We start from the raw sequence: 21,957 nt of genomic DNA, 5'->3' as shown, positions 1-21,957 counted from the left end.
TTTCAGGGAAACTCTCGACAAGGGCTTTGCAACGCGGCAAAAAGGGTTACAATCGAAGTACAGTCCGATGGATAAGGAGTATGTCAATGCAAGTTAATATCACTGGTCATCACGTAGAACTGACTGACGCCTTGCGTGACTATGTCAACGAAAAGCTTGAACGTGTAGAGCGCCATTACGACAACATAACCACGGTGCAAGTCACCTTATCTGTGGAGAAAGAGCGCCAGCAGGCCGCCTGCATACTGCACGCAGCAGGTGCTGATTTACATGCGGAAGCCCTAGACAGTGATATGTACGCCGCTATTGACGCATTAGCGGACAAAATTGATCGGCAACTCGTTAAACATAAGGAAAAAGCACAAGCTCGCGCCCAAGGCGCAGGCGTGCGTTAATTCAATGACGTTGGAAACCATACTCCCCCCGGAACGCGTTCTCTTTGACGTCCCCGGGGGCAGCAAAAAAAGGGTGCTGGAGTTTTTCAGCACCTTTATTGCCCAAAATATCCCCAGTCTGGACAGCCAAGAAGTGTTTAGCCGTTTAATTGGCCGTGAGCGCTTAGGCAGTACTGGGATTGGTAACGGCGTGGCTATTCCCCATGCGCGTAGTCCTCACTGCTCTGCCCCCATCGCAGGGTTCTTAAAACTCGCAGAAGCGATTGATTTTGATGCTATCGACGGCGACCCGGTGGATCTGGTGTTTGTATTGCTAGTTCCAGAAGAGGCTGATGACACACATCTCTCTCTGCTAGGCCAAGTAGCGACCATCATGAACGATGCGGATACGCGTCAGAAGCTGCGTAAAGCAGGCAGCCAGCGTGAACTACTTGAGTTGCTTACCGCTAAAATTCGTGAGCAAACAACTTCCTGAAAGCCTAAACCTGCCAAGCGGTACTCAACGGCAGGTTGACTTGCGCTCACCACCTTTAACGCATCTTGATCAAAGCAAAGAGAGACTCTATGCAACTTGTGATCATTAGCGGCCGCTCTGGGTCAGGTAAATCTATCGCCTTACAAGCGCTTGAAGATCTTGGCTACTATGCGATTGATAACCTCCCTGCTATGTTGCTGGGGTCGTTGGTGGACGAATTACGCGACCAGGGCGACCGCGCCCATTTGGCGGTCAGTATTGATGCCCGTAACTTGCCTGGCGCCCTGGCACGACTGCCCTCTTTGTTAGAGGAGTTGCGCCAACGTAAAATTGATTTTCAAGTGATCTATCTGACCACTGATGCGCGCATCTTACTTGAGCGTTACTCCGCAACACGGCGGCGGCACCCGCTGACGCGCGATAGCGAAATGACGCTTGAAGAGGCTATCAATAAAGAAGAAGAAACGCTGCTCGACATTCGTGATCTAGCCGATTTATTGATCGATACCTCGCGGCTATCAGTTCACGATCTGCGTCGTCGCATTACCGACCAAGTCGCCCATCAGCGGCGCGACAAGCTCACGCTGACGCTTGAGTCGTTTGGTTATAAGCGCGGTGTACCGTTGGATGCTGATTTGGTTTTCGACGTGCGCTGCCTGCCAAACCCATATTGGGACCCAACGCTACGCCAATTCACAGGCCGCGATGCGAACATAGTGGCCTTCTTAAGCGGTTATCCCATCGTAGACGCCATGACTAACGATATTCAGGCTTGGCTTGAGCGCTGGCTGCCCGCTTACCAAGATAGCCAGCGTAGCTACATGACTATCGCGATTGGCTGCACCGGAGGGCAACACCGCTCAGTCTATATGGTCGAACAGCTAGCAGAGCGATTAGTACACAGTATGGGCGAAATTCAATTACGTCATCGCGAGTTAGGCTTGCAGTACACATTAAATGAACAGCTAGCTGCTCCGCCTGCCAGCACATCCCAAACCGACGAGCAGCAAGCAACTTCTTAAGCGCTTCTATCCATTAATGACACCACTCGGCGAAAAGGAACCAGGGTGCCAGAAAGAATTCTCACACTTACCAATCAACGCGGCCTGCATGCACGCGCGGCGACCAAACTGGTAAAATGCGGCCAACAGTTCACGGCGACAATACGTGTTCAAAAACAGCAACAGGTCGCTGACGCCGCCAACATCATGTCACTGCTGATGCTCGCGGCCCCTTGCGGTACCGAGCTAACCATCAACGCTGAAGGCGATGACGCCGAACAGGCGCTTGATGCTATTCAAGCGCTGTTCGATGCTCGTTTTGAGGAAGATCAGTAGCTTTTAATCTCCCGCTACGGTCATGGCATCAATTAACCAACTACCCGTGTGAACACTGCCACGGGTATCGGTGTCATCGCCAATCCCCACTAACCCGGCAAACATCCGCTCCAGGTTCCCAGCGATCGTAAACTCCTCGATCGGGTACTGTACTTTTCCATCCTCTACCCAAAACCCTGCAGCGCCACGTGAGTAATCACCGGTCACGCCGTTAACGCCCTGCCCCATCAGCTCGGTTACCCAAATACCCCGCCCCATCTCTTTTAATAGACTGTCACGGGATTGCAGTGGTGCCACTAAACGCACATTTCGTGCCCCACCAGCATTGCCCGTGGTTTGCATACCCAGCCGACGAGCACTGTAGGAAGAGAGCATATAGCTGGCAATGCTGCCCTGATCGATAAAACGATTATTACGGGTTTGCACGCCCTCGCCATCAAACGGCGAACTCGCTGTGGCACCGATTTCCATTGGCCGTTCTTCAAGGCTGAACCAATCGGGAAACAGCGGCGTGCCAAGCCGATCACACAGAAAAGAGGCTTGGCGATATAAAGCACCACCTGCTAAACCACTCAGTAAATGACCAATCAATCCACTGGACAGCGACGGGTCAAATAGCACTGGAAAGGTGCCCGTGGGCGGACGTTTTGCGCCGAGCCTGCGCAGCGTACGCTCGGCGGCCTCACGGCCCACCTCGGCGGGGTCGCGCAGTGCCTTGGGATCGCGTGCAGAAGTGTAGTCATAGTCGCGCTGCATACCGCTCGCATCCTGGGCAATCAGCATGCATGAAAGAGAGTGACTACTGCCCTTTTGGGTACCTAAAAAGCCGTGGCTATTGGCATAAACGCGCACGCCTTCGCCACTCGAAAGTGATGCGCCATCTGACTGCGAGATACCGTCAACATCACGCCCCGCCTGCTCGCAAGCAAGCGCTAGCTCGATCGCCTCATCGGTTGTGAGTGCCCAGGGGTAATGCACTTCCAGATCGGGTAACTCGGTGGCCATCAACGATGCATCGGCCAACCCGGCGGCCGGATCTTCTCCGGTATAGCGGGCAATCGCCAGCGCTTTTTCTACCGCAGCCTGGATCGAGGCGCTGCTAGCATCCGTTGATGAGGCACTACCTTTACGCTGGCCTACGTAAAGCGTCACGGCGATGCCCTGATCTCGGGATAACTCAACCGTTTCAACTTCGCCCTGGCGTACGCTCACACCTATTCCCTGATCGACGCTTGCGCCTACTTCGGCAGCATCCGCGCCCAAGCGCTTTGCCAGCGCTAGCGCCTCTTCGGCCCGCGCGGTCAGTAACGACTGCTGCGCGGATGCATCAAATGCCTGTGCCATATGGCCTCCTTTCTCAACCGAATGTCTCCAAGAGAATGTCTTCGGCGAATCAATGTTGTACTCGCAGCTGGTATAATGCCGCAACGAATTTTATCTGTGAGCCACACTATGCGTAAGCAACGTCCCGACCCCGTTGAAGTAGAAGAGCAGGAAGAACGCCCAAGCAAGTCGCAACTCAAACGCGAAATGCATGCCTTACAGGCACTTGGGGAAACGTTAATCGCCATGCGACCGGCAGAGCGCGCCCGCTTTCCCCTTTCTGACGATATGCTGCGCGCTATCGAGGAAACCTCGCGCATTCGTTCTCATGAAGGCCGCCGCCGCCATATGCAGTACGTCGGCAAACTTATCCGTAAAGAGGACCTCGCCGCCATCCAAGGCGTGTTCGATTCCATTGATCAAGAGCAGGAACAGCGCGACCACGCGTTTCACCGTCTCGAAAAATGGCGTGAACGCTTAATTGACGAAGGCGATGATGCTGTTGACCTGTTCATGGCGGAGCATCCCGATGCGGACCGCCAAACGCTGCGTCAATTAATTCGCAACGCCCAGCGCGAACGCGAGCAGGGCAAACCACCGACCAGCTCGCGTAAGCTCTTCAAACACCTTCGCGAAACCTTAGCGCTTTAAAACAGGCGCTTTAAAAGCAGTTCTTGAAAAAAGCTTTTTAAGACTGCGTGCCGCCAACGGTCAGCTCATCCAATTTCAGGGTGGGCTGGCCGACACCGACCGGCACGCCCTGCCCCTCTTTACCACACACACCAATCCCGGTGTCCAACGCCATGTCGTGGCCAATCATGGAAACGCGCTGCATGGCTTCCGGACCATTGCCGATTAAAGTGGCCCCTTTAACAGGCGCGGTCACCTTGCCGTCTTCAATCAGGTAGGCTTCGCTGGCGGAGAACACGAATTTACCCGAGGTAATATCCACCTGGCCGCCGCCAAAGCTGACCGCGTAAATACCGCGCTTAACGCTTTTGATAATATCGCTAGGCTCATCCTGACCAGCCAGCATGACCGTGTTGGTCATGCGTGGCATCGGCAAGTGGGCGAAAGATTCACGCCGCGCGTTTCCTGTGGGCGCCATGCCCATTAATCGGGCATTGAGCTTATCCTGCATATAGCCTGTTAAAATGCCGTCTTCAATAAGCGGCGTATACTGACCCGGCGTCCCTTCGTCATCCACGCTCATTGAGCCACGGCTATCCGATATCGTCGCATCGTCGACAATGGTGACGCCTTTAGCGGCCACACGCTCGCCCATCTTGCCAGCAAAGGCGGAACTGCCTTTACGATTGAAATCACCTTCAAGGCCGTGCCCTACCGCTTCATGCAGCAAGATTCCCGGCCAGCCGGATGCCAACACCACAGGCATTTGCCCTGCGGGTGCATCAATGGCTTCCAGGTTAACCAACGCCTGACGCACCGCCTCTTTGGCGTACTGCTCCGCCACTTGATCATCACGCAGTTTAGCCATGGAGTAACGACCGCCGCCACCGGCGCTGCCGCGTTCGCGACGCCCATTCTTAACTGCAATCACGCTGACATTGAAGCGCACCAGCGGGCGGATATCGGCCGCCAACGTGCCGTCACTAGCCCGCACCAACACCACTTCATAGGTGCCCGATAAGGAGGCACTTACCTGACTAATACTGGGGTCGGCAGCACGCGCCACACGGTCAGCCTGTTTCAGCATGGCGACTTTCTCTTCAGCACTCAGGCCAGCCAAGGGATCAATCCCTGCATAGCGCGACATGGCGGACACCGGACTAACCAGTTGCCCAGGCAAGCGCTTACCACTGCGCACAATGCCAGCCGCGGTGCGGCCGGTATCCATCAATGCATCGGCGGTAATTTGGTTGGAGTAGGCAAAACCAGTCTTCTCACCCGCCAGCGAACGCACGCCGACACCACCATCGATATTATAACTGGCCTCTTTTACCTCGCTATCTTCCAGCACCCAGCCCTCTTGCCAAGTCCGCTGGAAATAAAGGTCGGCGTAGTCAATGCCCGCGCCCATGGCGTAGCCCAACCCTGTTTCCAGAGCGTCTAAATCCAACCCTCCGGGAGTCAACAGGATGGCTGCAGCGGTATCTACATCACTTTTATATGCGGTCATTGGGGGCCTTCTAAAGTAACCTGCGGCGAAGTCCATGGGCCTCGCACGCGATAATGAAGCGTTGTGGCGCGATCAAGGGCGTCGCCAAACAGTTGATCGGCGAGAAATAGCGCGCCGCCGACGATGGGCGCACCAACGGCAATGGCCGCGATCGGCAAACTTTGCGTCACTGGTAGTGTGACGCCAAGCCGCTGGTCAAGTTCACGCGTTACAAGATCGACGTTGCCTGTTAGCGTTAGGGTGGTGGCCGGGGCGTCAATTTGCAATGGGCCGCGAAGTGTTAGCAGTCCACCGGTTACATCGGCGGTACCGTTTACCCGGTCAAATGCAGTGCCCTGGCCGGTAACGTCAGAAAAATCCAAGCGCAGCCGTCGTAAGATGTTATCGAAATTGAGCAAGCCGATTAACCGCGCCGGTGCCGATTCCAGGGTGACGAAGCTGCCGTCACGAATGTCGGTGCTGATATAGCCATCGGCATGCCTTAACGCAAGTTGCCAGGGGGCGCCTGGCCAATCCAGCGAGGCCACCACATCGGTGCTGCGGCTGCGCATGGCCACAGGCTGGTCTAGGCGCTCAAGGGCGGTGCCGATATCCCCACCTTGAATTGAGATATCCGCACGGGTGTGGCTGGAAGAGGCATTACCCTCCCAGTACAACTCGCCTCGCGCTGAGAGCTGGCCAAGGGTCAACCCAACCGGAGTGAGCGAAAAGCGCTCTCCATCGGTTTGCCAGTAGGCCGTCAACGGACCGAAACGGCGTGGCCCCATGGAAATTTCGGCTAATCGCAATCGCCCATTAGGCACATCGGCCAGCCAATCGGGAATGGCGGCTGGCGCCTGGCGCTGGGTTTTAACCGCTTGCATCCAGGAGTCTGGCGTAGGCGCATCACTGTCATGTTGCTTGTTAGCTAACGCCAGCAAACGATCAAGTGACAACGCTTCAATCGTCATATCCAAGGGCTGCGGCGATTGCGCATTATACTGCAAACGCCCGGTCACAAGATTACCGCTTAAATCCATATCTATAAGGCCACCGTTCATGCCGCCGATGGCACTAAGGCTGCCTAAACACTCATCTTGATAAACCACGCAGGGTGTCGTTAACGCTACTGTTAAGGGCACCTGGCCGTTGCCACTGCTGGGCGTAGACGCGCCTTTTGCCATTAACGGTGCAATCGCCTGCTGCCAAGCCAGCGGGTCAATACGCGGCACATCGGCATCAATGCTTAACCCAGCCTTCGTAGGCCAAGCGTGCGTGCGCGCTGCCTCATTGCCTAGATATAGCGACCCGGCAAGAGAGCCATTACGCTGCTGAAGTCGTGCGGAAGCAATATCAGCCAAACGGCTTTGGATCCGTCCAGCTTCAATGTCAGCCGCCACACTCCAGGGCCATGGCTGCTGGGCCGACTTGGCAAACGGTGCCGGTAAATGGCTGGTGACACCGAGTAGACGGCTTTCCAGGCGCAGGGTTGGCGTGGGCATTAAGCTGACATTGCCTTGCCACTGTAGCTGCCCTTCTAGCGGCAGGCGCCCTTGGCTGTCATCCAACCCAGCGAGCTCAAAAAGTGCGGAGGTCGCTACATTACCCTGCAGCTCTATTCTGTCGTCTTGGGTGTGAAAATCTGCGGCTATTTGCCCGCCTAGCAATTGGCCACTGGCGTCACCCACCAGCCCGCTGCTCTCTCCGTCCTGCAGCCAAGCGAGGTCACCCTCGACCGACTGAAGCCGTAAATCCAACGGCTGATAAACCACTTCGGAGAAGCTTGGCAAGGCATTAATTTCCAGTTGCAGCGCATCAGGCGTTTCCAGCGGCAGCGACAAGGCAATATCGCCATTAACATCGCCCGTTACGCGCAAATCACTCAGTGGGGAAAGATCAATATCGGGCATCGCCTGTAAAAAGGTCGTTAACGCTGAACCATCCGCCTGCAGCTGGCCCGATAGATTAAGTATCTCATTCTCCATCACCACTTCACCCTCTGAAGCAGTCACGCCATGGCTTTGGGCATGTTCAACTTCAGCCTCTAACACCTTATTTTGCCATTTTAGACGGCCTTCAACGTCATCAAGGCGTGGCCAGCCTGGCGCAATCGGTAAATGGCCTTGTGTAATTGCCAGCGCAAGTGTGGCGGTAAAATCCTCAGCGGTTACCGTTTCTCCTAAGAGTTGGCTTAGCTGTAACGACCCCTCGGTGACATAGCCACCGATATCGTTGAGCAGCCAATCGCGTAGTCCTTTATCCATCACGCTAAGCGGCAGCCACTGAGCCAGCGGTCGGTCTAGCGCGTCCACCTCACTAAAATCTAGATCTAAGCCAAAATGGCCGCGCTGATTACCGGTGACTAAACCAAAACCACCCGACACCTGAGCGCCATCCCAGTCAACGCTGAGGTTCTTGCCACTCACCATTGTATTGGGGCCATCGTATACCCACTCCACTTCCCCTTCGGCACGTCTTAACTGCATGGGAGCGGTAAAAAACTCGGGGAAATAGAGGGAACTGTCGCCGTCGCTACTAAACAGTACACGGCCACGAAAATCCCGCGCCTGCACCCAGGCATCCAACGGGCCGCCGCCAGGGGCCTGCTGCCAAGGCGAGACCTCGACACCGGTTAGGGCCGCATCGACTCCCCAGCGGCCCTCTTGCTGCCCAACGTGCAATCCCTGGACTTGCCCGCGGGGGGCAAGGGTTTGCAATACTCGCGTTACTGACTCAGGTAGCAATACATAATCGCGCCAGGCTGTCAGCGAGGCGAGTTCAAAGGCACTGGTGCGAACTTCCCACCTCCCTGGTTGATGGGTGGCGTGCCAGTATCGCGGCAAGGCCGGGCCAACGCTGCCCCCGGGGGGTTGCGCCCACTCGACACTATCAGCGTCACCGCTCAGCCATGCCTCGCCTCCGTCGCCGTCACGCTGCCATAAGCCATCCGCTTCAATATCCCTTAGCACCGCGTACTGAACATTATGGCGAAGGGTTAACTGGGGCACATCGACGGCAACACGGGCCTCCTCAAGACGCCCAACGCTCCAGCGGCCCCATAGCCGCGCACTCCCCCCGGCCTGCTCTAAATAGGCCGCATGATCAGGACGGAACATAGCGGCCAGCACTACCAATTGGTCAAGCTGAATATCCAGCTGCAGTGCGGCAGAAAAGTCGCTAAAGCCATGTTGACCGGGCTGCATCTCAACCTTCACTTCAGCCGCGGGAAGGGCAACCTTGCGCGCTTGCTGTAAAGATTCCGCAATATTGATCGCGCCTTCCAGCCGTGTGCGCCGCTCATCGCCAGTCAGCAACAGTGTCTCGGCATGTAACATCACGGTGTCGTGCCTACCATGCAGCACCACGCGGGTGTCATCTACCCATAGACGCTGGCGTAATATGAGTCCGGCCCAGTCATCAATAGTCGCCAGATCGACATCCGGTTCAGCGGCCATTAATAACGGTAGCTCGGCAGGCTCAGGCCATTGCCAAGAGGCTCCCGTGCCTTGATAGAGATGAAACTCGGTTCCGCTTATGCGTGCGTCACTAAAAATCGGCGCCCTATTGACAAGCGATGCCCAAGTATCCAAACGCAGCCCCGCATGCTCCAGGGAAAACAGTGCTTGGCCATCAGGCGTTTCTGCGCTCAACCCATCAAGGCGTAACAGCAGGTCGCTCCGGGCAAAGGAAAGCGATAACCGCTCAATAGTGACCGGCACACCAATACGCGCTTCAAGCAGCGCTTCAATGCGAGGGGTAAGAGCGTCGGATTGACTGAAGGCCAAGCGGAGCAATAGCAGCAACATAGCGGTGCTGCCTAGCAGCCAGGCCGCTATCAGTAAACTCCAACGCACTAGCGAACGAGTCTGCATGATTACATCAGTACGATATCGTACTGCTCTTGGGAGTAGTGCTGTTCAACCTGGAAGCGGATCGTTTTATTAATAAATGTCTCCAGATCTGCTACCGCAGCTGACTCCTCATCCAATAGACGATCAACGACGGACTGCGAGGCAAGCACCATGTAAGTTTCGGCACTGTAGGCGCGCTCCTCTCGGAGAATCTCGCGAAAGATTTCATAGCAGACCGTTTCCGGGGTTTTCAGCGTTCCACGGCCACTGCAGGTGGGGCAGGCTTCACAGAGCGTCTGCTCCAAACTTTCCCGGGTACGCTTACGAGTAAGCTGAACAAGGCCTAGTTCAGTGACGCCGGTACACTTGGTTTTGGCGTGATCGCGCTCTAAGGCTTTTTCCAGCACCCGCAATACCTGCCGCTGATGCTCAACGTCAATCATATCGATAAAGTCGATAATGATAATGCCGCCCAGATTACGCAGCCGAAGCTGGCGGGCAATCGCCGTCGCTGCTTCAAGATTGGTCTTGAAAATAGTCTCTTCAAGATTGCGGTGCCCCACATAACCACCGGTATTCACATCGATGGTGGTCATAGCCTCAGTGGGGTCAATAACCAAATAGCCGCCAGACTTAAGCTGTACCTTACGGCCTAACGCTTTCTGGATCTCATCTTCGACGCTGTAGAGATCAAAGATAGGGCGCTCGCCGGGGTAGTACTCAATACGTTCGACCGCATCAGGCATAAACTCTTCAGCGAATTCCACCAGCTTGACGAAGTTTTCTCGTGAGTCGATACGCACTTTTTCGATATCGTCGCGCATAACGTCGCGCAGGGTACGCATAAAGAGCGGTAAATCATCATAAATAACGCTTTGTGGCGTTGCGGTAACTTTACGCTCACTCACCTTGCGCCATAGACGCAGCAAGAAATACATATCACCTTTCAGCTCTTCATCGCCCACCCCTTCAGCGGCGGTGCGAACAATAAAGCCACCCGTTACTTCCAGCGTTTGCTCTGCCACGCTGCTATCCAGCAATGCCTTTAAGCGCTCGCGTTCACGCTCATCTTCAATGCGCTGCGATACGCCATGGTGCGGCGAGTCCGGCATGTAGACCAAATAACGGGAAGGGATCGAAAGGTGCGTGGTTAAGCGCGCCCCTTTGCTACCAATAGGATCTTTAGTGGCCTGTACCACCAGAGCCTGCCCCTCGTGAAGCAACTGACCGATAGTTTGCTGCTCATCTGGAGGCGTACCTGGCGGCATTACTTCATGGGCATGAATAAACGCCGCCCGCTCTAAGCCAATATCAACAAAGGCAGCCTGCATTCCAGGCAGCACACGCACTACTTTGCCTTTGTAGATATTGCCCACGATGCCACGCCGACGGGAACGCTCGATCAGTGCCTCTTGCAAAACACCATTTTCAACCAGCGCGACGCGGGTTTCCATTGGCGTTAAATTGATGAGAACTTCACCGCTCATGCAAAATTCCTTGTTGGTTGACGTATTCCTTGCCAGCGATCTAGGCGGCGCGCTCATCCAAGGGGAGTTAAACGCGCTGCCAGATGGGAACTCCCTGTCGACGTAGCAAGTGTGCCGTCTCAAACAGTGGTAGCCCTACCACCGCCGAATGACTGCCATGAATCTGTTTTACAAAGATCGCTGCTAATCCCTGTATGGCGTACCCACCTGCCTTATCAGTGGGCTCGCCGGTACGCCAGTAGGCAGCAATCTCATGCGCTTCTATTTCTCGCATGGTCACCTGGGTGGTCACGCAGCAGGAGAGCATACCTTTAGGTCCACTCACCGCCACGGCGGTAAGCACTTCATGCTGCCTCCCGGAAAGCAGCTGCAGCATATCAGCCCCCTGCTCGGCATCCACCGGTTTACCTAGAATTCGCCCATCAACGACGACAGCGGTATCTGAACCTAACGTAGGTAAGTCAGTTAGGGGGGCTGCCGCCTTGGCTTTGGCAATCGCTAAGCGCTGCACATACGCTTGGGCCGACTCACCAACCAGTGGTGTCTCATCAATATCACAGGGGTGAACCGTGACCGACACACCAATAGATTCCAGCAAGGCCCGACGGCGTGGTGAGGCAGACGCTAAGCATAAAACAGGTGCGGTCATGAAGCGGCCAACCGGCGCTCGAATGCTTGGAACATGGTAGACAGCCACGGCCATAAAAATGCACTGATCAGCGAGGGAATTAAAAAGGCCAGGTGAATTGAAAAATCACCCACGATGGTGCGCAGCCACTGCGCGACGAGCTGCACTAAGCCGAGCAACACCAACACAAGAGCCGACTGTTGTACCAGTGAATAAGCCCGGAAGCGTGGGTACACCAATGCACAAAGAAACGCTAAGAGCGAATAGATGAGGGCATGCTGCCCCAGCGCAGTGCCTTCGATTAAATCCATCAGAATGCCTAGTACAAAGCCATGAAAAACGCCGACTCTGTCGGGAGTTCGCATACACCAGTAAATTAGCATGAGTCCCAGCCATTCAGGCCGATATACCTGCCAGCCATCGGCAAGCGGCATGACTTGCAAACATAACGCCAATAGCAGGCTTAGCCAAATAGCTAAAATAGGCACAACCGGTGCGCGCGCCATCAGGGCACCTCTTGATCGGGATTAGCAAGCCGTAGCGAGGAGCGTAACGCCTCTGCCGAGATATCCAGCGTTTCATCCCACGCATGCTCTTCCACTTCCACACGCGGAGGTGGGAAAAGCAGCAAGAAGTGGCGCGAGCGTTGTAACTGCGCCATGGGTTCGGCCGTTACACGCGCAAAGGGCTGGCCAGGGTCGTGGAAAACCTCTGTTACGCGTGCGACGGGATAACCCGGCGGGAAACGCCCCGCTAACCCTGAAGTGGTCAGCAAGTCCCCCTCGCGAATATCCGCCGTATCGGGAACATGCATCACATTAACACTGCTGTAACGCCCTGCCCCCTGAACAATAAAGCGTAATCCATTGCGGTTTAGCTGAACCGGCAAGGCATGACTGGCATCCGCCAATAGCAGCACACGGCTGGAGTAGGCAGAGACAGCGGTAATTTGGCCCACCAAGCCAGAGGCATCAATCACCGGCTGCCCCACGTAGGCGCCGTTACGGTGCCCACGGTTGACCACCATTTGATGACTAAAAGGGTCATTATCCAGCGATAAAAGCTCCGCCGTGATATAGGGAATATTACGACGTTCAGCGGCCCTCAGCAATTCGCGCAGCTCGCTGTTTTCCGCTGTTAAATTCGCCATTCGCTGACCACGATGGGAAAGGGTAAGAATCTGCTCACGCAAACGCCGGTTTTCATCCACCAGCGCCTGTTGATCAGAAAGCGCCAGCGACCCCCAGTTCAACAGGTCGCTAGGCACGCTAACCACCCATTGGATAGGGGCAACAACTGTCGACAGTTGCGCACGCACTTGTTCCATACGCGTGAAACGCTGGTCGACAAACATCAAAGCACTGGCAGCCAATACGCAAAAAAACAGCCGATAGCCCGGCAGTGGCCCGTGCGAAAACAGCGGTTTAATAGGCAATCCCCCGCAATTAACCGCTGCGATTAGTCGCTCGACAGCAACTCAAAGGTGTGCTGATCAATCATTTCCAGCGCTTTACCACCGCCACGAGCAACGCAGGTCAACGGATCTTCAGCCACAATCACCGGCAAACCTGTCTCTTCAGCAATGAGCTTATCCAAATCGCGCAATAAAGCACCGCCACCCGTTAACACCAAGCCACGCTCGGCGATATCGGACGCCAATTCAGGGGGCGACTGTTCAAGCGCGCTTTTGATCGCTGCCACAATGGAACCCAGCGTCTCCTGCAATGCTTCCAGGATTTCGTGGGAATTGAGCGTAAAGCTGCGCGGGATACCTTCAGCCAGATTACGGCCACGCACATCAATTTCACGTAGCTCGCCCCCTGGGTAGGCACAGCCGATCTCTTCTTTGATGCGCTCGGCCGTCGCTTCACCAATCAAGCTGCCGTAGTGGCGACGCACGTAAGCAGTGATCGCTTCATCAAAGCGGTCGCCGCCCACCCGGATAGACTCGGAATAGACCACGCCATTAAGTGAAATAATCGCGATTTCAGTGGTACCACCACCGATATCGACCACCATCGACCCTTGCGCTTCATCAACCGGAAGACCCGCACCAATAGCCGCTGCCATGGGTTCTTCAATCAAGAACACCTCGCGAGCACCGGCACCTTCCGCTGACTCGCGAATCGCCCGACGCTCGACTTGAGTTGACATGCAAGGAACGCATACCAGCACACGTGGACTGGGGGTTAAAAAGGTGCTCTGGTGCACTTTGCGGATAAAGTGCTGAAGCATCTGCTCGGTGACGGTGAAGTCGGCAATGACACCATCTTTCATCGGCCGAATTGCCGTAATGTTGCCAGGCGTACGCCCCAGCATTCGCTTGGCATCAGTACCGACTGCCGCGACGCTACGCATATTGCCCGACTGGCGGATAGCAACCACGGACGGCTCATCAAGCACGATGCCGCGACCGCGTACATAAATCAGTGTGTTGGCCGTACCCAGATCAATCGATAGATCGCTGGAAAACAGCCCCCTTAAACGTTTAAACATGGATGTTGTTACCTAGTGCAGACCGGGAACCCTGTGCGGATGCAAACGGTATCACCGCAACCCCCTGGCAGCAAGCACGAGTCGTGCCTAATACTGCCCGTGAAGGCCAATATGTGGTACCTTTTGCGGCTATTTTCCACGTCTGCTACACAAGACGTTTTTTTGATACCGGTATGTATACCGCTTAAAGCGGATATTGTTCAATTACGTTTACGAGGAATATCGATCATGGCGCTTGAAGAATCTCATGTGCGCCGGGCCGCTCACTTGGCCCGACTCGCCGTCAGCGATGACCAAGCCAGCGGCTTTGTAGAAGACCTAAGCCGGATTCTGGACATGGTCGATCAGCTACAAAGCCTTGATACTGAAGGTGTTAAGCCGCTCGCTCATCCGTTAGATGCGACTCAGCGACTGCGCGCCGATGAAGTCACCGAATCTAACCAGCGTGATACCTTTCAGCGCTGTGCTCCGGCAGTGGAAAACGGCTTGTATCTGGTGCCTCGCGTCGTTGAATAATAACGTTGCCGAGCTAACCCGAGCCACCCACACCGCCTCTTTTTTTCGCCCCTGAACGGAGCTTCCGGGTCATGTATGAGAAAACATTAACGCAACTCGCTGCTGCCTTAAAAAGCGGCGAGTTCTCAAGCCGAGAGCTGACCGCTCACTATTTGCAGCGCATTGAAAAAGCTGACGGCAAACTGAACAGTTTTATCAGCGTGACCGCTGAGCAAGCGCTGAAGCACGCTGAAATAGCAGATAACGCCCGGGCGGCGGGCACTGCAGGGCCGCTGGCAGGCATTCCTCTGGCGCTTAAAGATATTTTTTGTACTCGCGATGTAAAAACCAGTTGCGGCTCAAAAATGCTGGATAATTTTATCGCCCCCTACAATGCCACCGTCGTTGAAAAGCTGAACGCGGCGGGCACGATTAGTCTGGGCAAAACCAATATGGATGAGTTCGCCATGGGCTCGTCCAACGAAAACAGCTACTACGGTCCGGTTAAAAACCCTTGGGATTTGACCGCGGTACCGGGCGGCAGCTCTGGCGGCAGCGCGGCAGCGGTCGCGGCTGGCTTGATACCTGCCGCCATGGGCACCGATACCGGCGGCTCCATCCGCCAACCGGCGGCGTTTTGCGGCATCACTGGCTTAAAGCCCACTTATGGTCGTGTGTCACGCTTTGGCATCATTGCCTACGCTTCAAGCCTTGACCAGGCAGGCCCCATGGCGCGCAGCGCCGAAGATTGCGCGCACCTGCTGGGAGTCATTGCCGGCCACGACGGCCGCGATTCCACCAGCGTCACCCGCGGCGTGCCGGATTATGTGGAAAACCTTAACGCCCCGCTCTCAGGCTTAAAGATTGGCCTGCCTAAAGAGTATTTTGGCGATGGCTTAGATCCCGATGTTGAAAAGGCCGTACGCGAAGCAGTGAAAGTGTACGAATCTCTGGGCGCGACCGTGCGCGAAGTCAGCCTACCGCACACCCACTATGCGATTCCGGCTTACTATGTTATCGCCCCCGCCGAAGCCTCTTCGAACCTGTCACGCTACGACGGTGTGCGCTTTGGTTATCGCTGCGACAATCCCAGCGATTTGATTGATCTGTATACCCGCTCACGGGCTGAGGGCTTCGGTGAAGAGGTCAAGCGGCGCATCCTGATCGGCACTCATACGCTGTCGGAAGGTTTCTTTGACGCCTACTACACCAAGGCTCAAAAAGTACGTCGCCTGATCCGCCAAGACTTCCTAGACGCCTTTGAAGATGTGGATGTGCTGATGGGACCGGCCTCCCCCACGCCTGCTTTCGACCTAGGCGCTAAAAAAGATCCCGTATCAATGTACTTACAGGACATCTACACCATCGCGGTTAACCTGGCGGGCATCCCCGGCATCAGCGTACCGGCTGGCTTTTCCAATGGTCGGCCGGTGGGCCTGCAAATTCTCGGCACCCACTTTGCCGAAGCGCAGTTGCTAAATGTCGCTCACCAGTTTCAACAAGCGACCGATTGGCACCTACAACGTCCTGCCTTTGCCGAGGAGTACGCCTAATGCAATGGGAAACCGTGATTGGGCTTGAAGTCCACGTTCAGCTCGCAACGCGTTCAAAAATTTTCTCCGGTGCCTCAACGGCGTTTGGCGCTGAGCCCAATACCCAAGCGTGTGCGGTCGATTTAGGCCTGCCCGGTGCGTTGCCGGTGCTCAACGAACAGGCCGTGGCGATGGCCGTGCAGTTCGGCTTGGCCGTGCATGCGGATATCGCAGAAGTATCGGTATTCGACCGTAAGAACTACTTCTACCCTGACCTACCCAAGGGCTATCAGACCAGCCAGATGTATCACCCCATTGTCGGGCCGGGCGATGTTGAAATTACCCTGGAAGATGGCGCCACCAAACTTATCCGCATTCACCATGCCCACCTTGAAGAAGATGCTGGTAAATCGCTGCATGAAGATTTTCATGGCATGACCGGTATCGACCTGAACCGGGCTGGCACCCCACTGCTGGAAATCGTTTCAGAGCCCGATATGCGTAGCGCGAAAGAGGCCGCGGCGTATCTCAAGGCGATTCACTCGATCGTCACCTACCTGGGCATTTCTGACGGCAACATGGCGGAAGGCTCCATGCGCTGCGACGTTAACGTTTCAGTGCGTCCCACGGGTCAGGAGGCCTTTGGTACGCGCGCAGAGATTAAAAACGTTAACTCTTTCCGCTTCGTCGAACGTGCGATTGCGTTTGAAGTTGAGCGTCAAATTGAGTTGATCGAAGATGGCGGCAGCGTGGTTCAAGAAACGCGCCTATTCGACCCGGATCGCGATGAAACCCGCAGCATGCGTACCAAGGAAGAAGCCAACGACTATCGCTACTTCCCCTGCCCCGACCTGCTGCCAGTAGTTCTTGATCAAGCCTACTTGGATCACTTACGCAGCCAGTTACCTGAACTGCCTGCCGATAAGCGCGAACGGTTCCAAAACGAGCTGGGGCTATCTGCCTATGACGCCAATGTCATTTCAGCCAGCCGCGATATGGCCGAGTTCTTTGAGGCCGTGCATAACGAGTGCGGCGACGCTAAGCAGTCGGCTAACTGGGTACAGGGTGAGCTTTCCGGCGCCCTTAATCGCGAAAACCTAAGCATTGCCAACAGCCCGATTTCGGCGCGCCAGCTAGGCCAGCTGATCAGTCGCGTGCTGGACAACACCATCAACGGTAAAGCGGCAAAAGAGGTTTTTCAGGCGCTTTGGAATGGCCAGGGCGAATCCGCCGACGATATTATTGATGCCAAAGGGCTCAAACAAGTAACGGATACCGGCGCGATTGAAGCGATGATTGATCAAGTGATCGCCGACAGTCCCGCCCAGGTTGCCCAGTATCGTGATTCGGAGCCGGAAAAACGCGGCAAGATGATCGGCTACTTTGTCGGTCAGGTAATGAAAGCATCGCGTGGCACCGCCAACCCGCAGCAGGTGAATGGCTTGCTAAAAGAGAAGCTCGACGCGCTGTTGTAATATCAGCGGTGGGCGATGCACGACATTAGCGGCTGCCCCGGCAGCCGCTTTTTGGTCTTTATGGCCATCAAAGCTGGCTGGGCTGGGTAAAACGCTTCAGCTGCGCGCAGCCTGCCGCCCAGACCTCGGCTTCAAACTCAGCGATGGCGGCGGTAGGAAAACCAATGCCTTGGGCTGGACTCCCCTCGACCAACAGCCCCGCCAAATCGCCCACCAGCGGCATATGACTCACCAGCATAATCGGCGTGCCCTCAGGCTGTTCAAGCAGCCAGTCGCTCACAGCGCTGGGTGAGTCCTCTGGGGTGATAAAATCTAGCGTCTCAAGGGGAGTACCCAGCCCGTCGCACAGCGCTTGCGCGGTTTGCTGCGCTCGTGCGTAGGGGCTGGCATAAAGCGTTGGCATTGGCAATTCACCAGCAGCCACACGCTCGGCCAGCCAGCGCGCCATTTTTTCGACCTCACGCTCACCGCGCGATGTTAAGCGGCGCGCGTGATCGGGATACCCTGGCCCAGCCTCGCCATGGCGCATGATCAACATATCAGGCATTCGAGCCTCCGTTTTTTTGAGAGGGAGGAGCCTGGTCATGATGGGCTTGGTCGCGATGAGCCTGCTGAACAGCCTCACGGGGCAGAATAAACTCTACATCACTACTCTGCTCGCCCATCATCAGGGTGCGCGCCATCTCTTGAGCAGGCACGCCGTCAAACAGTACGTGATGAAGCCCTTCCGCCAACGGCATATAAACACCCATCTCGCTCGCTTTGGCGCATACCAGCTTCACTGTATTAACGCCTTCCGCCACTTGGCCAAGTGCATCAACGGCTTCTTCAAGCGTCCGCCCCTCTCCCATGGCATAGCCAACCCGGTAGTTACGCGATAAATTAGACGAGCAGGTAACGATCAAGTCTCCTACGCCTGCCAAGCCTAAAAAAGTCATCGGGTTAGCGCCCTGGGCAACCGCAAAGCGGCTCATTTCAGCCAGCGCGCGGGTCATCAACATACTGCGGGTGTTTTCACCCATACCCAGCGCCGCCGCCATGCCCGCCGCAATGGCGTAAATATTTTTTAGTGCGCCACCTAACTCAACACCGTGGCGATCATCGCTGGCGTAAACGCGGAAATAACGGCAGCCCAGCGCTTGCTGAACCCGCGTGCGGGTTAACGGGTCAGCGCTAGCAATGACCGTAGCGGTTAACTGTTTATCGGCAATTTCAGATGCCAAGTTAGGCCCTGCAATCACACCAATGTGGCTAAAGCCTGTCTCCTGTTCAAGCACCTGGCTCATGAGCAAGAAGCCGTCCTGCTCAATCCCTTTGGTGGTACTTACCAGAATTTGCTCAGGCCTCAGCCACGCTTTTGCTGCTTGCACCACGCTGCGAAAGGCCTTTGAGGGAATCGCAATCAGTACCAGGGAGGCATCAGCTAATACAGCCTGCATATCGGTTGAGGCTTCTACGGCTGGATTCATTGCGTAATGCGGCAGATAGCGCCCGTTACGGTGTTCGTTATTTATTTGCGCGACCAGCGTTTCGTCACGCATCCACTGACGGACGTGGGCGCCATTATCGGCGGCAATACTTGCTAATGCCGTACCGAAACTACCGCCTCCGAGTACGGCGACCTTAATTTGCTGCTCAGCCATGATGGTGTCCTAATAAGTCTCGCAGAACGTACACGCCCACTTTATCAAAACTAGCCTACTAAAACAGACGGCCCGCTTGGGTAACCAAACGGGCCGTTTTGGGCGCTGATAAATATGAGCGTTAGTTACTAACGCCTAAGCCATAGCGCCTTGGTGTAAGAACCTTCTAGGCGGTCAGCACACTGTTAAGGCGTTTCACGTAGGCGGCAGGATCATCCAAATGACCGCCTTCAGCAATGATGGCTTGATCCAGCAGGATGTAGGAAAGCTGCGTGAACAAATCACCTTCAGCCCCTTCCAAGCGGGCCACTAGCGCATGGCTGGGGTTCAGCTCAAGAATAGGCTTCACCTCGGGCAGCGGCTGCCCTGCCGCTTCCATAATGCGGCGCATCTGATAGCCCATCTCATGCTCAGGTAACACTACACAGGCGGGCGAGTCGGTCAGGCGATGCGTGATTTTCACTTCCTGTACGCCGTCGCCTAGCGCTTCTTTGACGCGCTTAACCAGATCCTCTTTCGCTTTAGCGGTCTCTTCCTGGGCTTTCTTCTCTGCTTCGTCTTCTACATCGCCAAGATCAAGCTCGCCCTTGGCGACATCGGCAAAGGTGTTGCCATCGAACTCAGTCAGATGGCTCATCAGCCAATCATCAATACGATCCGATAAGAGCAGTACTTCGATGCCTTTTTTACGGAAGATCTCCAGATGCGGGCTATTTTTCGCTGCATTAAAGCTATCCGCCACCACGTAATAAATCTTCTTCTGGCCTTCTTTCATGCGCTCGACATAATCAGCCAGCGCATGTTCCTGGGTAGCGGTATCGGTGTGGGTTGAAGCAAAGCGCAACAAACCAGCGATTTTTTCACGGTTAGACGGATCTTCGCCCGGCCCTTCTTTCAATACGCTACCAAAGGTATTCCAAAAGGTTTGATACTGCTCTTTATCCTTGGCGAGTTTCTTGAGCATGTCCAAGCCACGCTTGGTAAGCGCCGACTTGATTTTATCGACATTGGGGTCTTGCTGGAGCAATTCACGAGAAACGTTGAGCGACAGCTCGCGGGTATCCAGCACACCTTTGATAAAGCGCAGATAAAGCGGTAGGAACTGTTCAGCATCGTCCATGATAAAGACACGCTGAACGTAGAGTTTCACCCCTCGTGCCCCATCACGGTCGAACATATCAAACGGGGCACGCCCTGGCACATACAGCAGGCTGGTATATTCAAGCTTGCCTTCGACTTTATTGTGACTCCAGGTCAGCGGGTCGGAAAAATCGTGGGCAACGTGCTTGTAGAACGCCTTGTACTCATCGTCGGAAACCTCGCTCTTAGGACGCGACCATAACGCCGTGGCCTCATTAATAGTTTCCCAGGTGGTTACTTCACTACCCTCAATGCTGTTGCCTTCGTCGTCCTTCGCCGTTTCAGTCTTCGGCATACGCACGGGCACTTCGATATGATCCGAATATTTACGTACCAGACTTTGTAGCCGGTAATCATCGGCGAACTCTTTGGCGTCCTCTTTCAGGTGCAGGGTAATTTCAGTACCGTGCTGGACTCGCTCGATATCAGCAACGGTAAACTCGCCTTCCCCTTTGGAACGCCACTCGACCCCTGCGCTGGCATCGGTACCTGCTTTACGGGTACGCACCGCGATTTCATCAGCAACAATAAAGCCAGAGTAGAAACCAACGCCGAACTGACCAATCAACTTGGCGTCTTTCTGCTGCTCACCGGAAAGCTGTTTGAGAAATTCAGCGGTACCGGAGCGCGCGATGGTGCCTAAGTTAGCAATCACATCTTCGCGAGTCATGCCTACACCGTTATCACGCAGGGTGATAGTGTTGGCATCGTGGTCGTGCTCGATTTCGATACGCAACTCACTGTCGCCTTCATAGAGCGCATCGTTATCAAGGGCCGCGTAGCGAAGCTTATCGCAGGCGTCGGCGCCATTTGAGATAAGCTCACGTAAGAAAATCTCCCGGTTAGAGTACAGGGAGTGGATCATCAAATTCAGCAGTTGCTTAACTTCCGTCTGAAAGCCTAGCGTTTCTTCGTGGTTAGCCGATTTATCAGTCGCTTGTTCGTGGGTAGCTGTAGTCATGCGCTTATCCCTTCTGGATCACGTTGGTCAATTGCCCCTGCGCTAGTCAGCAGAAGCATAAAAAGGTTTCGTGGATCAAATATGGGGATAAGCAGCGCTTTTTCAAGCAGCTGGGGCTAAGAAACAACAGAGGTTAAGTAGGCGTTAGGTCGGGGTCACCAAATTTCCAAGCACGATAGCCTTCTAAGCGCTGGTCGATCCGGTTGAGCAACCAGCCGACAATCAGCACATCGTCCACCACACCGATCAGCATGAGAAAATCGGGTATCAGATCAAACGGCAGTACCAAGTAACCCAAGGCTAAGGCCATCATGCCAAATGCCGACCAGGGAATGGGGCGAAAATCGCCACGGATCACGTCACGTGACATTGGTACAAACAGCTTTAGCGCACGCACAATACGTTTTGCCGCCCAAACGCGGGATTTGAGTCGACGCAGGAACCACCAAGTGGATAATGGGGCCATCGTAATTAAATCCTCCTAGGGCCTGTTGACGTTTTGAGGGATAGCATTGGCAGGATAGGGGCAAACTCACAGAATACAGGTTCCGACACCAACAAACTGCGAGCTTGCCATGCCCCGACTGATGCTCACAGATG

Annotated in this window: 20 protein-coding genes; 8 read left to right on the top strand and 12 right to left on the bottom strand. The window is 55.1% G+C overall.

Annotation, left to right across the window (positions count from 1 at the left end):
- Positions 1-86: 86 nt before the first annotated feature.
- The 4 genes from hpf (at position 87) to HUO07_RS07620 (ending at position 2,207) form a co-directional block, all read left to right on the top strand.
- On the top strand, positions 87-395 hold the full coding sequence (hpf, locus tag HUO07_RS07635; RefSeq protein ID WP_176303080.1) for a ribosome hibernation-promoting factor, HPF/YfiA family: 309 nt from the start codon (positions 87-89) through the stop codon (positions 393-395).
- 4 nt (positions 396-399) lie between these two features.
- Complete coding sequence (locus HUO07_RS07630; RefSeq protein WP_008958649.1) at positions 400-870, top strand: PTS sugar transporter subunit IIA; 471 nt, start codon at positions 400-402, stop codon at positions 868-870.
- An 89-nt stretch (positions 871-959) separates the two neighbouring features.
- Entirely contained in the window at positions 960-1,892 is a 933-nt protein-coding gene (gene rapZ, locus HUO07_RS07625; protein WP_176303079.1) for an RNase adapter RapZ, read from the top strand.
- 45 nt (positions 1,893-1,937) lie between these two features.
- Entirely contained in the window at positions 1,938-2,207 is a 270-nt protein-coding gene (locus tag HUO07_RS07620; RefSeq protein WP_008958647.1) for an HPr family phosphocarrier protein, read from the top strand.
- 3 nt (positions 2,208-2,210) lie between these two features.
- Here the strand turns inward: HUO07_RS07620 and pmbA are convergent, their stop codons facing one another.
- A complete protein-coding gene (gene pmbA / locus HUO07_RS07615; RefSeq protein WP_101146243.1) occupies positions 2,211-3,551 on the bottom strand; it encodes a metalloprotease PmbA in 1,341 nt (446 codons plus the stop codon).
- A gap of 108 nt (positions 3,552-3,659) precedes the next feature.
- Between pmbA and yjgA the strand changes: the two genes are divergently transcribed.
- Positions 3,660-4,181: a ribosome biogenesis factor YjgA gene (yjgA, locus tag HUO07_RS07610; protein WP_008958645.1), complete on the top strand. Its 522-nt coding sequence runs from the start codon at positions 3,660-3,662 to the stop codon at positions 4,179-4,181.
- Positions 4,182-4,218: 37 nt separating this feature from the next.
- Here yjgA and tldD read toward each other — a convergent pair whose 3' ends face one another.
- The 7 genes from tldD to HUO07_RS07575 all read right to left on the bottom strand — a co-directional run bounded on the left by tldD (position 4,219) and on the right by HUO07_RS07575 (position 14,111).
- A complete protein-coding gene (gene tldD, locus HUO07_RS07605; RefSeq protein ID WP_176303078.1) occupies positions 4,219-5,670 on the bottom strand; it encodes a metalloprotease TldD in 1,452 nt (483 codons plus the stop codon).
- Positions 5,667-9,521 carry a YhdP family phospholipid transporter gene (locus HUO07_RS07600; protein WP_176303077.1) on the bottom strand — a complete coding sequence of 1,285 codons (3,855 nt, stop codon included), beginning with the start codon at positions 9,519-9,521 and terminating at the stop codon, positions 5,667-5,669. The genes tldD and HUO07_RS07600 overlap by 4 nt, the downstream gene beginning before the upstream one ends.
- Positions 9,522-9,523: 2 nt before the next feature.
- Positions 9,524-10,987 carry a ribonuclease G gene (gene rng, locus HUO07_RS07595; protein ID WP_176303076.1) on the bottom strand — a complete coding sequence of 488 codons (1,464 nt, stop codon included), beginning with the start codon at positions 10,985-10,987 and terminating at the stop codon, positions 9,524-9,526.
- A 67-nt stretch (positions 10,988-11,054) separates the two neighbouring features.
- Positions 11,055-11,636 carry a Maf family protein gene (locus HUO07_RS07590; RefSeq protein ID WP_176303075.1) on the bottom strand — a complete coding sequence of 194 codons (582 nt, stop codon included), beginning with the start codon at positions 11,634-11,636 and terminating at the stop codon, positions 11,055-11,057.
- Positions 11,633-12,121 (bottom strand): rod shape-determining protein MreD, encoded by a 489-nt coding sequence (mreD, locus tag HUO07_RS07585; protein ID WP_176303074.1) that lies wholly within the window; start codon positions 12,119-12,121, stop codon positions 11,633-11,635. Before mreD ends, HUO07_RS07590 begins: the two co-directional genes overlap by 4 nt.
- Positions 12,121-13,050, bottom strand: a complete 930-nt coding sequence (mreC, locus tag HUO07_RS07580) for a rod shape-determining protein MreC (protein WP_176303073.1) — start codon at positions 13,048-13,050, stop codon at positions 12,121-12,123. The genes mreD and mreC overlap by 1 nt, the downstream gene beginning before the upstream one ends.
- Positions 13,051-13,073: 23 nt before the next feature.
- Entirely contained in the window at positions 13,074-14,111 is a 1,038-nt protein-coding gene (locus tag HUO07_RS07575) for a rod shape-determining protein (protein WP_008958638.1), read from the bottom strand.
- Positions 14,112-14,339: 228 nt separating this feature from the next.
- Between HUO07_RS07575 and gatC the strand changes: the two genes are divergently transcribed.
- The 3 genes from gatC to gatB all read left to right on the top strand — a co-directional run bounded on the left by gatC (position 14,340) and on the right by gatB (position 17,613).
- Positions 14,340-14,627, top strand: coding sequence for an Asp-tRNA(Asn)/Glu-tRNA(Gln) amidotransferase subunit GatC (gene gatC, locus HUO07_RS07570; protein WP_008958637.1), 288 nt, complete (start codon positions 14,340-14,342; stop codon positions 14,625-14,627).
- 71 nt (positions 14,628-14,698) lie between these two features.
- Positions 14,699-16,159, top strand: a complete 1,461-nt coding sequence (gene gatA / locus HUO07_RS07565; RefSeq protein ID WP_176303072.1) for an Asp-tRNA(Asn)/Glu-tRNA(Gln) amidotransferase subunit GatA — start codon at positions 14,699-14,701, stop codon at positions 16,157-16,159.
- Positions 16,159-17,613 (top strand): Asp-tRNA(Asn)/Glu-tRNA(Gln) amidotransferase subunit GatB, encoded by a 1,455-nt coding sequence (gatB, locus tag HUO07_RS07560; protein ID WP_176303071.1) that lies wholly within the window; start codon positions 16,159-16,161, stop codon positions 17,611-17,613. Before gatA ends, gatB begins: the two co-directional genes overlap by 1 nt.
- A 67-nt stretch (positions 17,614-17,680) precedes the next feature.
- On the opposite strand, the gene sixA is transcribed toward gatB, so the two are convergent.
- From sixA to HUO07_RS07540, 4 genes are all read right to left on the bottom strand, one after another.
- Entirely contained in the window at positions 17,681-18,160 is a 480-nt protein-coding gene (sixA, locus tag HUO07_RS07555; RefSeq protein ID WP_176303070.1) for a phosphohistidine phosphatase SixA, read from the bottom strand.
- Entirely contained in the window at positions 18,153-19,256 is a 1,104-nt protein-coding gene (locus HUO07_RS07550; protein WP_101146251.1) for an NAD(P)H-dependent glycerol-3-phosphate dehydrogenase, read from the bottom strand. Before HUO07_RS07550 ends, sixA begins: the two co-directional genes overlap by 8 nt.
- A gap of 166 nt (positions 19,257-19,422) precedes the next feature.
- Positions 19,423-21,357 carry a molecular chaperone HtpG gene (gene htpG, locus HUO07_RS07545; RefSeq protein ID WP_176303069.1) on the bottom strand — a complete coding sequence of 645 codons (1,935 nt, stop codon included), beginning with the start codon at positions 21,355-21,357 and terminating at the stop codon, positions 19,423-19,425.
- Positions 21,358-21,490: 133 nt separating this feature from the next.
- Positions 21,491-21,823: a YkvA family protein gene (locus tag HUO07_RS07540; RefSeq protein ID WP_176303068.1), complete on the bottom strand. Its 333-nt coding sequence runs from the start codon at positions 21,821-21,823 to the stop codon at positions 21,491-21,493.
- Positions 21,824-21,957 lie beyond the last annotated feature (134 nt).

The sequence above is a fragment of the Vreelandella maris genome, from assembly GCF_013371085.1.
Taxonomy (GTDB): domain Bacteria; phylum Pseudomonadota; class Gammaproteobacteria; order Pseudomonadales; family Halomonadaceae; genus Vreelandella; species Vreelandella maris.
This window is presented reverse-complemented; position numbering and strand designations above follow the sequence as displayed.

What these genes read in the sequence shown, in the direction of transcription:
- hpf (WP_176303080.1), top strand. Translation starts at nt 87, where the DNA reads ATGCAAGTTAATATCACTGGTCATCACGTAGAACTGACTGACGCCTTG.
- HUO07_RS07630 (WP_008958649.1), top strand. Translation starts at nt 400, where the DNA reads ATGACGTTGGAAACCATACTCCCCCCGGAACGCGTTCTCTTTGACGTC.
- rapZ (WP_176303079.1), top strand. Translation starts at nt 960, where the DNA reads ATGCAACTTGTGATCATTAGCGGCCGCTCTGGGTCAGGTAAATCTATC.
- pmbA (WP_101146243.1), bottom strand. Translation starts at nt 3,551, where the DNA reads ATGGCACAGGCATTTGATGCATCCGCGCAGCAGTCGTTACTGACCGCG.
- yjgA (WP_008958645.1), top strand. Translation starts at nt 3,660, where the DNA reads ATGCGTAAGCAACGTCCCGACCCCGTTGAAGTAGAAGAGCAGGAAGAA.
- tldD (WP_176303078.1), bottom strand. Translation starts at nt 5,670, where the DNA reads ATGACCGCATATAAAAGTGATGTAGATACCGCTGCAGCCATCCTGTTG.
- HUO07_RS07600 (WP_176303077.1), bottom strand. Translation starts at nt 9,521, where the DNA reads ATGCAGACTCGTTCGCTAGTGCGTTGGAGTTTACTGATAGCGGCCTGG.
- rng (WP_176303076.1), bottom strand. Translation starts at nt 10,987, where the DNA reads ATGAGCGGTGAAGTTCTCATCAATTTAACGCCAATGGAAACCCGCGTC.
- HUO07_RS07590 (WP_176303075.1), bottom strand. Translation starts at nt 11,636, where the DNA reads ATGACCGCACCTGTTTTATGCTTAGCGTCTGCCTCACCACGCCGTCGG.
- mreD (WP_176303074.1), bottom strand. Translation starts at nt 12,121, where the DNA reads ATGGCGCGCGCACCGGTTGTGCCTATTTTAGCTATTTGGCTAAGCCTG.
- HUO07_RS07575 (WP_008958638.1), bottom strand. Translation starts at nt 14,111, where the DNA reads ATGTTTAAACGTTTAAGGGGGCTGTTTTCCAGCGATCTATCGATTGAT.
- gatC (WP_008958637.1), top strand. Translation starts at nt 14,340, where the DNA reads ATGGCGCTTGAAGAATCTCATGTGCGCCGGGCCGCTCACTTGGCCCGA.
- gatA (WP_176303072.1), top strand. Translation starts at nt 14,699, where the DNA reads ATGTATGAGAAAACATTAACGCAACTCGCTGCTGCCTTAAAAAGCGGC.
- gatB (WP_176303071.1), top strand. Translation starts at nt 16,159, where the DNA reads ATGCAATGGGAAACCGTGATTGGGCTTGAAGTCCACGTTCAGCTCGCA.
- sixA (WP_176303070.1), bottom strand. Translation starts at nt 18,160, where the DNA reads ATGCCTGATATGTTGATCATGCGCCATGGCGAGGCTGGGCCAGGGTAT.
- HUO07_RS07550 (WP_101146251.1), bottom strand. Translation starts at nt 19,256, where the DNA reads ATGGCTGAGCAGCAAATTAAGGTCGCCGTACTCGGAGGCGGTAGTTTC.
- htpG (WP_176303069.1), bottom strand. Translation starts at nt 21,357, where the DNA reads ATGACTACAGCTACCCACGAACAAGCGACTGATAAATCGGCTAACCAC.
- HUO07_RS07540 (WP_176303068.1), bottom strand. Translation starts at nt 21,823, where the DNA reads ATGGCCCCATTATCCACTTGGTGGTTCCTGCGTCGACTCAAATCCCGC.